The organism is Aliiroseovarius sp. D2-2 (genome assembly GCF_055809455.1).
Window position 1 is genome coordinate 931,561 of record NZ_CM147913.1, and the last position, 13,779, is coordinate 945,339.

Genomic DNA, 13,779 nt, shown 5'->3' on the forward strand with positions numbered 1-13,779 from the left:
GTTGATGGACGCCAACATGCCTTAATAATGCGGTGGCCGTTCATCGCCCAGAACAACACCCCCAGAATTGCCTTGTTCGCGTTCGGCTTCGCGTTCCGTCAGGATGCGCACAAGATGTGACACACGCGCCAATTCGGCGTCCTGTTTTGTGACAACCTCGTTCAGCTCATCCACGGTTAGGCTAAGATGGGCGACGGTTTCTTCCAGCTGGGTGATGCGATCTTGTGTCATGGTGTCGTCATAACGTGGGTCACGGTCAAGACCCAGCGCTTTTTCTCACAAGCTGGATTGCGCGCGCAATTGCAGGCTTTCCTTGCCCCTGACGCCCCCATCCGCTAGACCGCCCGCGACACTTATCGGAACTGGGACCAGTCATGGCCAAGCAGAAAAAACAGCCCCGCCCCAAGGCAATCACACCCAAGGGATTTCGCGACTATTTCGGAGCGGAAGTGGACGAGCGCAAACTGATGCTCGACCAGATCGCGGCGGTTTACCATCGCTATGGTTTTGACGCGCTGGAAAGCTCGGCTGTAGAAACGGTCGAGGCGCTGGGCAAGTTCCTTCCCGATGTGGACCGCCCGAACGAAGGTGTGTTCGCCTGGCAGGACGAAGACGAGAACTGGATGGCGTTGCGCTATGACATGACGGCACCGTTGGCGCGTGTTTATGCCCAGCATCGCAATGATCTTCCATCGCCATATCGCCGCTATGCGATGGGTCCGGTCTGGCGCAATGAAAAGCCTGGACCGGGACGTTTCCGTCAGTTTTATCAATGTGATGCGGATACTGTTGGCACGGCAAGTATGGCGGCAGACGCCGAGATCTGCGCGCTTTTGGCCGACACTCTGGAAACCGTCGGCATCCCACGCGGTGACTATCTGGTGCGCGTGAACAACCGCAAAGTAATGAACGGTGTCTTGGAAGTCATGAGGGTCGAAGACGGCCCTGTGCGCGATGCAGTGCTGCGCACCATCGACAAGTTCGACAAGGTTGGAAAGGCTGGCGTGCGCGAGCTTCTGGGCAAAGGGCGATTGGATGCGTCAGGTGCCTATATCGACGGTGTTGGGCTGTCTGATGAACAGGCGGAACCGGTGTTGGCCTTCCTGACTTCGAAAGGTGCAACGGCAGAGGAAACCCTGTCGAACCTCCGCGTCGCTGTGGGGGATAGCGTGATTGGTGCCGAGGGTATCGCCGAGCTGGAAGAGATCGCGAAGCTCCTCTCTGCCCAAGGTTACGGCCCCGACCGGATCGAGATTGATCCCTCGGTCGTGCGCGGCCTTGGCTATTACACTGGCCCGGTGTTCGAGGCTGAACTGACCTTCGAAATCCTCGACGAAAAGGGCCGTCCGCGTCAGTTCGGTTCAGTCGCGGGTGGTGGTCGTTATGACGATTTGGTCAAGCGCTTCACAGGCCAAGCGGTTCCGGCAACGGGCATCTCAATCGGTGTTGATCGTTTGCTGGCGGCGCTTCGCGCCAAGGGACGCATGGACGGCAAGGCCATTGGTCCGGTCGTCGTGACCGTCATGGATAAGGCGCGTCTGGCGGATTATCAGTCCATGGTGTCCGAGCTGCGCAACGCGGGCATCCGGGCCGAAGTCTATCTGGGCAACCCTAAGAATTTCGGCAACCAGTTGAAATATGCCGACAAGCGCAACTCACCCGTCGCAGTGATCGCAGGCTCGGATGAGTTTGATGCCGGAAAGGTCCAGGTCAAGGATCTGGTGTTGGGTGCAAAGATTGCCGAAAGCGCCACGCTTGAGGAATGGAAAGAGCGCCCCAGCCAGTTCGAATGTGATCGCTCTGAACTGGTCGCCAAAGTGCGCGATATCATCGAGGCGTCTGATGACTGACAAGGCACAAATCCGGGCCGAAGCAACGCGGCTAAGGGGCTTCTTTGAAACGAACGGGGCACAGGTTGTCGAAGCTGATATCCTGCAGCCCGCTGGCACACTTCTGGACCTTTATGGCGAAGATATTCGCGGCCGCGCGTTCGTAAGTCATGACCCAATTCGCGGCGAGGTTATGCTGCGCCCAGACTTCACCGTGCCAGTGGTGCAAATGCACATGGCCGAGGGGGCAGAACCAGCGCGCTATACCTATATGGGCGAGGTGTTCCGCGCGCAGGAGCAAGTCGCCGAACGAGCACCAGAGTATTTCCAAGTGGGATACGAGGTGTTCGATCGTGACGCGCCGATCGATGCGGACGCTGAGGTTTTTGCCCTAATCCGCGAAGCGCTGGAACCATTGTCATTGCGTGCGGCTACTGGGGATATGGGTCTTCTGCTGGCTGCCGTGCGTGGCTTGAAAACGACCGATCGCCGCAAAGCCGCCCTGTTGCGTCATATCTGGCGTCCGCGCCGGTTCCGTGCGCTTCTAGACAGGTTCGCAGGCCGCGCGTCTTTGCCGGAAGGCCGCGAGGCGCTGTTGGCGCAAGGAGATCCGATGATCGATGCCGGGCCGCAAATCGGCCTGCGCAGCTCTGCCGAAATATCTGAGCGTGTTGACGCGTTGCGCGAAGACGCTGCTGCGGCCGCGATCTCAACGCAAGAGGTCGAACTGCTGGATGACCTTCTGGCCCTGCGCGAGACCACGTCGAATGTGCTGGAGCATTTGCGCGATATCGCAGTGGACATGCCCGCAATCGCAGATGCCGTTGACCGCTTGGAAGCGCGTGCCGAAGCGCTGGTTAAGCGTGGCGTGGATGTCGATACACTCGATTTCGAAGGCAGCTATGGACGCACGTCGATGGAGTATTATGACGGGTTTGTCTTCGGTTTCTACGCCGAAGCGCGCCCAGACCTGCCACCCGTTGCAACCGGCGGGCGCTATGATGCGCTGACCCGCGTTTTGGGCAATCAAAATGGCAGCGGTGAGATACCCAGCAGTTGGTGGGGTCATTCGGCCGGAGCTTCTGTTGGAACTTGGTGCGGGGGACAAAGCATGACGTTGAAGCTTGGAGTGCCCTCTAAGGGCCGCCTGATGGAGAAAACCTTTGATTGGTTCGGTGCGCGCGGCATTGAGCTGTCCCGTACAGGGTCTGATCGCGAATACGCGGCGGCCGTCAAAGGGATCGAAGGTGTCGAGCTTGTGTTGCTTTCAGCCGGTGAAATCCCGCGCGAGTTGGCCGCCGGCCGCATCCATTTGGGCGTGACCGGGTCGGACCTTGTGCGCGAGAAACTGGCGGCTTGGCCCGATAAAGTGTCAGAGCTTGCGCTTATGGGCTTTGGTCACGCAGATCTGGTGATCGCAGTGCCGAAATGCTGGGTTGATGTGAACACTCTGGACGACTTGGATGCGGTGGCAGCGGCGTTCCGCGCCAAACACGGATTCCGGCTGCGCATCGCCACCAAATATCACCGTTTGATCCGCGATCACCTGCGCGACCATGGTGTCGCGGACTATCAATTGGTGGATAGTCAGGGTGCCACCGAAGGCACCGTGAAAAACGAAACGGCCGAGGCGATAGCCGATATTACGTCGACTGGGGAAACTCTGCGCGCCAATCATCTGAAGATTTTAGCTGGCGTGCCCGTTCACAAATCGCAAGCGACCTTGTTCAAAGCACGAAGCGCTGATTGGAACGAAAACACCCGCGCGAGCTTTGCGGCGCTGACAGAAAAGTTGGGCATCCACGTCTAAGTGATTTAGACCTAGTGCGTGGGGTCCAGTGCCAGTTTCAGCCAGTCATGTAAGGGGTCCATCGCGGCAAGTTCGTCCGCGATAATTTGTGGTGCGTCTGGCCCAAAAATCTCATGCTGCGGCACATGATCATTCCACCAGACGATCCCTTTGCGGCGAAGCAGCTCGCCTTGGGGGTGGTCTGCTTCCCATTCCATTGGAATACGCTTCAATTCTGGCTCTGATAATCTCAGGCTGTTTGCGACGGCTTTCGCATTCAGCTCTGTCAGAACTTCACCCTGCGGGCCCGCCACTGTCTCGCGCCAATGCTCAAGGACGTTGCTGTCAAATGCGAACTGCCCAAAGCCGACCACAAGATGATCCATTTGCAGACCCACCATCCAGCTGGCACCGGTTTGCGCATCCGAAAAGCCGATATGGATATGGGTGTTGTAGGGTGTCTTATCTTTGGAAAACCGCAGATCACGGTGCATGCGAAAGAATCCGGGTGCTCACCTCGGTTGCATATCTTGCTGTGAGTATCTGATTTAGAGCATCAGAGAACTGTTTGGCCGCGTCTTTGACATGATCCGAATAGCGCTGCTTGTTGGCTTCGAACCATTCGCGGCGATTGTTCTGGGACAGGTCACGAAGAAACGTCAGGGTTTCATCGCTGAACCAATTCATGATGCGGGGTCCTGCGGGTCGGAAAATCCAGCGGCCTTGTGGCTACCATCACAGAACGGCTTGTTCTTTGACGCTCCACATCGACATAAAAACGCCTTGCCGACCGTACCAATCCGTTTACCTGTGCCCGAGCAAATTTCAAGATTTCCATCGACCATCAATGGCCCGTCAGAGCGGCGGGACACGTTGGCGGGGCCGCCAGCATCTTCGTTTTGCTTTGGTGTCTCAGGGGCTGGTTCCCCAGTCGCTTCAAACCCACCCTCAACATGGCTGTAGTCGCAGTAGGGTTTGTTCTTAGACAATCCACAGCGACATAGGGCAACCCGGTTTTCACGTTCGCCGCCTTCGACGCAGACATCGCCGGCAAAGATCAACGGACCGTTTTCCAAGATCGCCAACCTGTTAATTTTTGGCGCGCGTTCTTCCACACCGCTTGGCCGCTTGAATGCCAAAGCCCCGGATGGACACGAGCGTATCATCGCGGCGATTTCTTCGGCACTTGCATTGTCAGGCTGTACCCAAGGGCGCTTTGACGGATCGAAAACTTCCGGCAGTTGAAGAAAGCAATTTCGCGCGTGAATGCATCGGTTCAAGTCAAATGTGACAGTTATATCTTGTCCAGAATACTCTTTACGTTTCATACGTGGCTCCCCCGCTGCGTATGTGCAGCCTAGCGCCATTCCTGAAATTCGCAAAATCACGAAAAAGGGCGTCGGAGTTCCGACGCCCTTCGTTCATGTTGTAGCCTTGCTTTTCGCGTCAGCGTTAGCGTTTGCGCGAGCGTAAGAAACCCGTGATGTCATAGGCTTGATCAAGGATCGGTTGGGCAATGGCGTTGGCTTTGTCAGCGCCTTCGCCCAGAATACGGTCGATCTCGGCTTTGTCGTTCATCAAGCGTGACATCTCGGTCGAGATCGGAGCAAGCTTGTCGACTGCCAAATCCGCCAGCGCGGGCTTAAATCTACCCCAACCAGCACCGGCATATTCTGCGATCACCTGTTCCCCCGTCAGACCGGAAAGTGCCGCGTAGATATCAACAAGGTTCTTGGCCTCAGGACGACCCTTCAACCCTTCTAGGGTTTCAGGAAGAGGCTCCGAGTTGGTTTTGGACTTCTTGAACTTTTTGACAATTGTGTCCGCATCATCCGTCATGTTGATGCGCTCCATGTCACTTTCACCCGACTTCGACATCTTCTTGGAATCCATCACGCAGGTTCATCACGCGGGTTGCGGGGCCATCGATGATGGGTTCGGGCATGGGGAAGAAGTCTTCGGCACCGAAATCGTGGTTGAACTTGGCGGCGATGTCGCGCGTCAACTCCACATGTTGTTTCTGATCCTCGCCCACAGGTACATGGGTGGCATGATAAAGCAGGATGTCAGCCGCCATCAGGGCAGGGTAGGCATAAAGACCCAGCGAGGCTTTCTCGGCGTTCTTACCGGCCTTGTCCTTGAACTGCGTCATGCGGTTCATCCAGCCCAAACGTGCGACGCAATTAAACAACCATGCCAATTCGGCATGTGCGGGCACCTGGCTTTGGTTGAAAAGAACCGATTTTGATGGATCGATGCCAGCGGCCAGATAACCAGCCGCGACTTCGCGGGTCGCATCTTTCAGCTCTTTCGGGTCTTGCCAGACGGTGATGGCATGCAGGTCGACGACGCAATAGATTGCCTCGAAATCCTGTGCCTGCATGTCCACAAATCGCTTGATGGCCCCTAGGTAGTTGCCCAAGGTCAGCCCGCCCGAGGGTTTGACCCCCGAAAATACGCGCGGCGTGTGATTGGTCATGTGTTTGCTCCGTCTGGAATTATGTGCCCTTGTCGATTACCTAGCTGTGTAGAAACCGTCAAGGAAAGCCCGGAGAAACCCGGGATAGGAGCAGTGAATGAGCCATATCCAAGAAGAAAGTCCCGTGAATCCATTGCCGCCCGTGGTCATTGCGCTGTCAGTGTTTCTGGTGGGAATCGAACTTGTATTTGTGGCCGGCAATGCTGGGCTGATCGGAGGGGCGGACGCCGCAGGTTGGCGCATCACCACGATCGAGAACTGGGGCTTTCGTGAGCCATTGTTTTCGTGGATGGTTGAAAATGGACGTTTTCCCCTGAAGGACTTGGCGCGGTTCTTTACCTATTCCTTCCTGCACTTAAGTTTCATGCACCTTCTGTTCGTTTTGGTTTTCCTATTGGCACTTGGAAAAATGGTTGGTGAAGTGTTTTCAGCTTTTGCTTTTCTGGTCGTATTTTTTGGGTCTGCGATTTTCGGTGCGCTTGCTTATTGGCTGGTTTGGGACACAGGGGTCGTTTTGTTTGGTGGATACCCGGCGGTTTATGGCTTGATTGGAGCGTACACTTTCATTCTGTGGGCTGAACTGTCGGCCACAGGCGGCAATCAGCTTTCCGCGTTCCGTATCATCGTCTTCTTGCTGGGCATTCAGCTTATCTTCGGACTGCTGTTTGGGGCAGGGCTGAACTGGGTCGCCGAGATTGCTGGATTTGTCGCAGGCTTTGGTCTGAGTTTTCTGGTCAGCCCCGGTGGCTGGTCGCGCGTCCTGAAAAGATTGCGTCGGCGGTAATGCCGGTCAGCGGCTTGACCGCTACGAAGTCTGGACGGAAATGAATGCTCTGAAAAGAAAACACCGGGCGTGGGTTATCCGCGGCGGAATGCGGATTTAATCTCAGAGAACCTGAAGGCGCCAAACAGCTGACCAAGGACCGCGTAGATCGCGATCCCTCCGATAACTAGAATGAGAAGGGCGATGATCTTTAGCCCTGCCAACCCAAACATTGGCCCCATCACGATCAGCATGGCCCATAGGGCCGCGCCCATCGCCCAGCTGGCCGCCACGATGCGCCAGAAACGGGACCAGAAGCGTGCGTCAAAGCGGGTTTCCTCGCCCATGCGCGCCGCGCCGACCCATGTAAGCAATGCAATTGTCCATCCAGCGACCGTGGTGGCAATGGCTGCAGCGATGAAGCCAATGTAGTAGCTAAGCCCAATCGCAAGGACTGCATTCACGATCATGCCGACCAGCGCGAAGTAGAAGGGTGTTTTTGTGTTCTCCCGCGCGAAATAGGCCGAGGCCAAAACCTTTTGCAGCACGAATGCAGGAAGCCCTGCGCCATAGATGGCCGTGGCAAGGGCTGTCCAAGCCGTATCATCGGCCGAGAACGCCCCGCGTTGAAATAGCACCTCGATCAGCTGAGTTGGCACCACCATCAACGCAACGGCAGCGGGGATGGTCAGGGCCAACGACATCTCACCCGCGCGGCTTAGGGCTTCGCGGCTTGCAATCGCATCGCCTGCCCGCAGGTTGCGCGACAGCTCGGGCAGAAGCACGACACCAATGGCAATCCCAACCACGCCCAAAGGCAATTGGTACAGGCGGTCAGCATAGTACAGCCACGCCACAGCGCCTTCGTAAAAGCTGGCAACCTGACGACCGACCAGAAGGTTGATCTGGGTCACACCGCCGGCAAGGGCAGCAGGGGCCGCGATGATCGCAAGGCGCTTTAGTTCAGGCGTCATATGCGGCATGCGCGGGATCAGACGGTAGCCTGCGCGACTGGCCGCCATCCACACCAAGGCCACTTGCGCAACGCCCGCGACCGGTACCGTCCAGGCAAGGGTGGTCCCGAGGTCAAAGCCCGCCATGTCCGCCACAAGCATGGCCGCAATGAAGATCACATTCAGAAGCACGGGGGCCGCGGCTGCAGCCATGAAACGCCCCGTGGCGTTTAGAACCCCTGACAGAAGCGCGGCCAGCGAAATGAACAAGATGTAAGGGAAGGCGATGCGCCCGTAGGTCACCGCCAGATCAAATCGGCTGTCTTCAGTAAAGCCGGATGCCATGGCGTAAACCAGTGCTGGCATGAAGATCTGCGCAATGATTGAGAATATCACAAGGATGAACGCAAGGCCTGAAAACGCATCGCGCGCAAACTCAAACGCGCCTTCACCACCTTCATGTTTCTTGGCGAACATAGGCACAAACGCCACGTTCAGCGTGCCCTCGGCGAAGAAACGACGAAACATATTGGGAAGCGAGAACGCGATCAGGAACGCTTCGGCCACGGCAGAAGAGCCCAGAAATGCACCTATCATGATGTCGCGCACGAAGCCCAGAATGCGGCTGGCCATTGTCCAACCACCAACGGTCATGAAGCCTCGTGCCAGTCTCGATGCCATTATGAGGTTGCCCTTTCCGCGCCTTTTTCGATGGCTGCACGCAGCTTGTCTTCCAAAAGCTTCTTTTTGTGCTCGGCGTAGAATTTCAAACCGAACATGTCTTTGACATAGAAGCTGTCCACCACCTGTTCGCCATAGGTCGCGATAACGGCTGAGGCAATATAAACATTGGTGTTGGCCAGGGTGCGTGTCAGGTCATACAGCAGACCGGGGCGGTCGCGGGTGTCGACTTCGATGATGGTGTAGATCTCAGAACCATCGTTATCGAAGGTGATTGTGGTGGGCACTTTGAAGGCGCGCTCGCGTTTCTTGATCTTGTCGCGCCCGGCGATGGCCTCATGCGCCACAACCTCGCCCTTCAGCATCTTGTGGATCATCCGGGTCAGGCGTTTAAGCTTCGTGATATCGTACGGGCTGCCATCTGCATCCTGCATCCAAAAACAAGCCGTCGCGTATCCATCCTTAGAGGTATAGGTACGCGCGTCCACGATGTTGGCGCCAACCGCAGATAGGGCACCAGCAAGCCGCGAAAAAATCCCCGGATGGTCAGCCAGCACCACATAGGCGCGGGTTACATCACGGTCTTCGTCAGGCTCCAGTTCGATCCGTACTTCGTCATCTTCGATATCCTTTAGAAGGCGGGCAAACACCGTATGGGCTGAGACATGAAGCCCCTGCCAGTAAGAATCGTAGTGACGGGCGGTTTCGACTTTTAGGTCTTTGGGTTTCCAATCGCTCAGCGCTTGACGCAATGCGCGCTTTGCTTCGGTACCACGGCTTTCCCGGTTCAGCGCCTCCATCCCGTCTTCCAACGCCCGGCGGGTCTGGTTGTAAAGCGTGCGGATCAACGTCGCTTTCCAGTTGTTCCATGTGTTCGGCCCGACCCCACGAATGTCGCAGACGGTCAGCACTGTCAGCAGATACGAACCGTCGCACAGACCGTACGGCTTTCGCGAAATCCCGCACGGTGCGCGGATCGGCAATGTCGCGTTTCTGTGCCATGTCGGACATCAGAAGATGATAGCGCACCAGCCATTCGACGGTCTCGCATTCACGCTGTGTCAGGCCAAGACGGGGGGCCACTTTGCGGGCAATTTGCGCGCCCAATATGGAGTGATCCTGCGGGCGTCCCTTGCCGATATCATGCAGCAGCATCGCCACCATAAGCGTCTTGCGATTGACGCCCTTGTCGATGATCTCCGAGCTGATCGGCAGCTCATCTTCCAGCTCGTGCCGTTCAATCTGCGCGAAGTTCGAGATCACTTGGATCGTGTGCTCGTCAACGGTGTAGCTGTGGTACATGTTGAATTGCATCATCGCCACAATGGGCTCAAATTCGGGGATGAAAGCAGACAAAACGCCAAGTTCATTCATCCGGCGCAATGCGCGTTCCGGGTTGCCGTGTTTCAGCAGAAGATCAAGGAAAATGCGGACGGCTTCCTTGTTCTTGCGCATCTCATCGTCGATCAGATCAAGGTTATGTGACACCAGCCGCATGGCGTGTGGGTGAATCAACATGCCCGTACGCAAGCCTTCTTCGAAGATGCGAAGAAGGTTCAGATTATTGGACAGGAAATCGGTTTCGTCGCCCACATCAAGGCGCCCATGTTTTTCGACAAACCCGTGTTTCAGCTTTTTGCGCCGTTTCAAAAGCCGCATCAATCGCGGCTCCTGCTTCAGGTGCTGGGCCTCAAGCGCGGTCAGCACGATACGGGTCAGGTCGCCCACTTGGGTTGCGTGGCGGAAATAGGATTGCATGAAATGCTCCACGCCCCGGCGGCCCTCGGTGTCCTTGAAACCCAACCGATCCGCCACTTCGACCTGCAAATCGAAGTTCAGCTGATCTGATGGGCGGTTGGTCAACAGATGCAATTGGCAGCGCACGGCCCAAAGAAACCCTTCTGCTTCGCGGAAGGTTTCGAACTCATCCTCGGTAAACACACCTTTCGAGACCAGCTCGGACGGATGAGACACGCGGTGTTGATACTTGGCGACCCAAAAAAGCGTCTGCAAATCGCGCAGGCCGCCTTTGCCTTCTTTCACATTAGGCTCGACCACATAGCGCTGCCCTTGCTTTTCATGGCGGGCATCACGTTCGGCTAGTTTTGCTTCAATGAAGTCAGCCAAAGTGTCGTTGAACAGATCGCTCCAAAGCCGGTCGTCCAGTTCCCGCGCCAATTCTTGATCGCCACAGATCGGCCGCTGTTCCAGCAAGGAGGTACGGATCGTATAGTCCTCGCGCCCCAGTCGTAGGCAATCTTCAATTGTACGTGCTGAATGGCCCACTTTCAGGCGCAAATCCCAAAGCATATAGAGCATGCTTTCGATGACGCTTTCGGCCCAAGGGGTGATTTTGTAAGGCGTCAAAAACAGCAGATCCAAGTCAGATTGCGGTGCCATTTCGCCACGACCACATCCTCCGACAGCGATCACCGCGATCCGCTCGGCCGTCGTTGGCAAAGGAAGAGGGTGAAGCTTCTCAGTTGCGACACGATGAACGCATCGAACAATGCCGTCGGTCAAATGGCTGTAAGCTGCAATCGCGGGATGGGCGTCCAGGGGGTCTTTCGACAGCGCGTCAGCAATCTTCGTGCGTCCTGCCTTGATGCTGTCGCGAAGCGCGGAAACCGTCAGTTTGCGAATTTCCGAGGCATCTTTGGCATCTTCAAACGCATGCTCCAGCTTTTGCCAGAGAGCGTCTTCGTTCAGGATTTCTTCGGCAGGGCAAATAAGATGCCCCGCCGTTTGGGCCGGAAGGTTCCGGTCTGCCTCAGAACCCGGCACCGGCAAAGCTTCTGGGCGCAGGATCAATGATAGCAAGTTGCCCGTTTTGGATCTGCGCAATTGCAAGACCGCGCTGATTGGTGCCGTTAGCACGCAGGCGGAATACACCGTTCACGCCGACAAAGCCTTGGGGTTGGGTCAAAGCAGTTGTGGTCAAAGCGTTGGATTTTCCAGCCTTCACAAGCGCACCAATGGCCGCAATGCCGTCATAGGCCAAGCCCGCGATGGGGTGAGGCGATGCGCCGTACCGGGCTTGATAACGACCGGCAAAGCGGCTGCTCAGCGCAGGATCAGGAATGGCGAACCATCCGCCCTGTAGGCCTGGAAGTGCCATTGCATTGGCGGGGATATCCCAGCGTTGCAGGCCTATATATTGGACTTTTGCAGGATCAACGCCGTTTTCAGGCAGCAGACCGGCCAGGAAAGGCAGTGCGCCCGATGTGCCAGAGGTCAGGAAGACCGATTGCGCACCCGAACTGCGCACCTTGGCGCTGATACCGGGCAGTGCGTTCACGATGCCGTTCTGAGACAGCTCAAACGAGGCCGATCCAGCAAGCGTTGCGCCCGAATTCTGGATGGCGGCTTCAATGGCGGCGCGTCCTTGGGCCTCGGCTTGGTCGTTGCCGTTCAGGACCATGATGCGGCCTTTACCCTGGCGCACTGCAAAGCGAGTCAGGCGGTTGGCGGTGTTCTGGAAGGTGTTACCCAAAATGAAGACGTTTCCGCCCGCGATGCTTGGGTTGTTCGAAAAACTCAGCACATTCACGTTGCGTCGTGCGACGGCAACACCGGCGGCATTGGCGCTTTGGGCGAAAACCGGACCAATAATGATCTTCGCACCATCATTCACCGCCTTGGTCGCCATCGAGGCCGCCTGATTCGCGCTGCCAGCGGTGCTGTAGACACGCAGATCAATCTTGACCCCGGACAGTTCAGACATGGCTAGGCGGGCGGCATTTTCCAGCGATTGGGCAAGGTTGGCATCATTGGCCGACCCCGATCCCGACGGTACCAGAAGGGCAACTGGTACGGGTTTATTCGTGTTAATGTTTTGGCCAACTTGCGGAGCTGCGACGTTACAGGCAACAAGGGCAGAAAGAGACGCAAAGGCGGTAAGTGCACCCAGCGCCTTGCGGGTGCGTGCGAAAACGGCAAACATATAATATCCTTTCCCGGGCGAGGCAGAACGCACCCCGACAGACCGCGCCATAATAACCCTCAGAACAGACAGGTCCAGAGTGAAACCCCTGATTACCCCCCTTGAGCCCGGACTTTATCTGGTTGCGACACCGATTGGGAACGCCCGTGACATAACCCTGCGGGCACTTGATGTGCTGGCATCAGCTGATGTGATTGCCGCCGAGGATACTCGAACCACACGTAAGCTGTTGGAAATCCATGGGGTATCTTTGGGGGACAGAAAAGTCATCGCCTATCACGACCATTCCGGAGAGGCGGGCCGTGCGGGCATTCTGAAGCTGATCGGACAGGGCAAATCAGTGGCTTATGCAAGCGAAGCAGGCAGTCCACTTATCGCCGATCCCGGCTTTGCTCTGGCACGTGAAGTTGCGAAAGAGGGCCATCATGTCACCGCGTTGCCCGGCGCCACGGCTGCGATCACCGCGATCAGCCTGTCTGGTCTGCCTTCGGACCGCTTCTGTTTTGCTGGCTTTGCGCCATCTGCCAAAGGAGCACGTCAGAAGTGGCTGGCTGAACTTTTGGTCATGCCGGCCACGCTGATCATTTACGAAAGCCCGAAACGCATTAACCGCTTGTTAGAGGAGCTGTGTTCCACTGAAGCAAAGTCACGTCCGGCCGCTTTGTGCAGGGAGCTGACCAAGAAGTTCGAAGAAATCAGGCGTGGGACGGTCCAGGATCTTCTTGATCAGATACCCGAGATGACTTTGAAAGGTGAAATCGCCCTTGTGCTGGGGCAGTCCGAAGAGGGCGAGGAAGAGGTGGATCTGGAACAGATGCTAACCAATGCATTGCAGGACATGAGCATGAAGGACGCTGTCGCTATGGTGACGCAAGCAACCGGCCTGCCGCGCCGAAAGGTTTATCAGACTGCTTTGAGCATGGGCCGTGACCAATGAGCGGGATGGTTTCATATCTCTCAGGTATCGCTGCCGAAGATAGTGTGGCACGGGCCTATCAGCAGGGTGGACGGGAAGTGGCTTTTCGTCGTTGGCGCGGCAAACAGGGTGAGATTGATCTTATTGTGCGGGACCAAGACGAAGTCATCTTTGTTGAAGTAAAGAAATCCCGTGATTTTCTGCGCGCGGCAGAAGCCCTGTCAAAGCCACAAATCAAGCGGCTTTTCCAAACGGCCGCTGAGTTCCTGACGGGCGAACCCAAAGGCGACCTGACGCCGACACGCTTTGATGTCGCACTTGTGAACGGTTCAGGCGAAATCCAGATCATTGAAAACGCATTGGGATACTGATCCCCATTGCGCCACGGGCTGCTCTGCCCCATTTATGGGAGACTGAATTCAGACG

Annotated in this window: 11 protein-coding genes and 2 pseudogenes; 5 read left to right on the forward strand and 8 right to left on the reverse strand. The window is 56.5% G+C overall.

From position 1 onward, the window contains the following. Positions 1-21: 21 nt before the first annotated feature. Entirely contained in the window at positions 22-231 is a 210-nt protein-coding gene (locus AC0L6A_RS04600) for a SlyX family protein (protein ID WP_473292496.1), read from the reverse strand. Between the two features lie 143 nt (positions 232-374). On the opposite strand from AC0L6A_RS04600, the gene hisS reads away from it, so the two are divergent. Further along, positions 375-1,850: a histidine--tRNA ligase gene (hisS, locus tag AC0L6A_RS04605; RefSeq protein WP_473292497.1), complete on the forward strand. Its 1,476-nt coding sequence runs from the start codon at positions 375-377 to the stop codon at positions 1,848-1,850. Then, complete coding sequence (locus AC0L6A_RS04610) at positions 1,843-3,639, forward strand: ATP phosphoribosyltransferase regulatory subunit (protein ID WP_473292499.1); 1,797 nt, start codon at positions 1,843-1,845, stop codon at positions 3,637-3,639. The genes hisS and AC0L6A_RS04610 overlap by 8 nt, the downstream gene beginning before the upstream one ends. Positions 3,640-3,650: 11 nt before the next feature. Here AC0L6A_RS04610 and AC0L6A_RS04615 read toward each other — a convergent pair whose 3' ends face one another. From AC0L6A_RS04615 to trpS, 4 genes and pseudogenes are all read right to left on the reverse strand, one after another. Then, positions 3,651-4,112: a DUF2461 family protein gene (locus AC0L6A_RS04615; RefSeq protein WP_473292500.1), complete on the reverse strand. Its 462-nt coding sequence runs from the start codon at positions 4,110-4,112 to the stop codon at positions 3,651-3,653. Beyond that, positions 4,102-4,305 carry a DUF2461 family protein gene (locus AC0L6A_RS04620; protein ID WP_473292502.1) on the reverse strand — a complete coding sequence of 68 codons (204 nt, stop codon included), beginning with the start codon at positions 4,303-4,305 and terminating at the stop codon, positions 4,102-4,104. Before AC0L6A_RS04620 ends, AC0L6A_RS04615 begins: the two co-directional genes overlap by 11 nt. Continuing rightward, entirely contained in the window at positions 4,302-4,946 is a 645-nt protein-coding gene (locus AC0L6A_RS04625) for a CDGSH iron-sulfur domain-containing protein (RefSeq protein ID WP_473292504.1), read from the reverse strand. The genes AC0L6A_RS04620 and AC0L6A_RS04625 overlap by 4 nt, the downstream gene beginning before the upstream one ends. A gap of 124 nt (positions 4,947-5,070) precedes the next feature. After that, positions 5,071-6,097, reverse strand: a pseudogene (gene trpS, locus AC0L6A_RS04630) (tryptophan--tRNA ligase). Positions 6,098-6,194: 97 nt separating this feature from the next. Here trpS and AC0L6A_RS04635 point away from each other — a divergent pair. Continuing rightward, the gene (locus AC0L6A_RS04635; protein WP_473292505.1) at positions 6,195-6,881 is read left to right on the forward strand and encodes a rhomboid family intramembrane serine protease; all 687 of its coding nucleotides are present in this window, start codon (positions 6,195-6,197) and stop codon (positions 6,879-6,881) included. A 74-nt stretch (positions 6,882-6,955) separates the two neighbouring features. Here AC0L6A_RS04635 and murJ read toward each other — a convergent pair whose 3' ends face one another. The 3 genes and pseudogenes from murJ to AC0L6A_RS04650 form a co-directional block, all read right to left on the reverse strand. Further along, complete coding sequence (gene murJ / locus AC0L6A_RS04640; protein ID WP_473292506.1) at positions 6,956-8,494, reverse strand: murein biosynthesis integral membrane protein MurJ; 1,539 nt, start codon at positions 8,492-8,494, stop codon at positions 6,956-6,958. Further along, a pseudogene (locus tag AC0L6A_RS04645) lies at positions 8,494-11,284 on the reverse strand ([protein-PII] uridylyltransferase). The gene murJ and the pseudogene AC0L6A_RS04645 overlap by 1 nt, the downstream one beginning before the upstream one ends. Then, positions 11,265-12,437 carry a penicillin-binding protein activator gene (locus AC0L6A_RS04650; RefSeq protein WP_473292508.1) on the reverse strand — a complete coding sequence of 391 codons (1,173 nt, stop codon included), beginning with the start codon at positions 12,435-12,437 and terminating at the stop codon, positions 11,265-11,267. The pseudogene AC0L6A_RS04645 and the gene AC0L6A_RS04650 overlap by 20 nt, the downstream one beginning before the upstream one ends. A 79-nt stretch (positions 12,438-12,516) precedes the next feature. Between AC0L6A_RS04650 and rsmI the strand changes: the two genes are divergently transcribed. After that, positions 12,517-13,374, forward strand: a complete 858-nt coding sequence (gene rsmI, locus AC0L6A_RS04655; protein ID WP_473292509.1) for a 16S rRNA (cytidine(1402)-2'-O)-methyltransferase — start codon at positions 12,517-12,519, stop codon at positions 13,372-13,374. Beyond that, positions 13,371-13,724, forward strand: a complete 354-nt coding sequence (locus AC0L6A_RS04660) for a YraN family protein (RefSeq protein ID WP_473292511.1) — start codon at positions 13,371-13,373, stop codon at positions 13,722-13,724. Before rsmI ends, AC0L6A_RS04660 begins: the two co-directional genes overlap by 4 nt. The last annotated feature ends 55 nt before the right edge of the window (positions 13,725-13,779 follow it).

Excerpts from the sequence above, each read along its gene's own strand:
- AC0L6A_RS04600 (WP_473292496.1), bottom strand. The coding sequence starts at position 231 with ATGACACAAGATCGCATCACCCAGCTGGAAGAAACCGTCGCCCATCTT.
- hisS (WP_473292497.1), top strand. The coding sequence starts at position 375 with ATGGCCAAGCAGAAAAAACAGCCCCGCCCCAAGGCAATCACACCCAAG.
- AC0L6A_RS04610 (WP_473292499.1), top strand. The coding sequence starts at position 1,843 with ATGACTGACAAGGCACAAATCCGGGCCGAAGCAACGCGGCTAAGGGGC.
- AC0L6A_RS04615 (WP_473292500.1), bottom strand. The coding sequence starts at position 4,112 with ATGCACCGTGATCTGCGGTTTTCCAAAGATAAGACACCCTACAACACC.
- AC0L6A_RS04620 (WP_473292502.1), bottom strand. The coding sequence starts at position 4,305 with ATGAATTGGTTCAGCGATGAAACCCTGACGTTTCTTCGTGACCTGTCC.
- AC0L6A_RS04625 (WP_473292504.1), bottom strand. The coding sequence starts at position 4,946 with ATGAAACGTAAAGAGTATTCTGGACAAGATATAACTGTCACATTTGAC.
- AC0L6A_RS04635 (WP_473292505.1), top strand. The coding sequence starts at position 6,195 with ATGAGCCATATCCAAGAAGAAAGTCCCGTGAATCCATTGCCGCCCGTG.
- murJ (WP_473292506.1), bottom strand. The coding sequence starts at position 8,494 with ATGGCATCGAGACTGGCACGAGGCTTCATGACCGTTGGTGGTTGGACA.
- AC0L6A_RS04650 (WP_473292508.1), bottom strand. The coding sequence starts at position 12,437 with ATGTTTGCCGTTTTCGCACGCACCCGCAAGGCGCTGGGTGCACTTACC.
- AC0L6A_RS04660 (WP_473292511.1), top strand. The coding sequence starts at position 13,371 with ATGAGCGGGATGGTTTCATATCTCTCAGGTATCGCTGCCGAAGATAGT.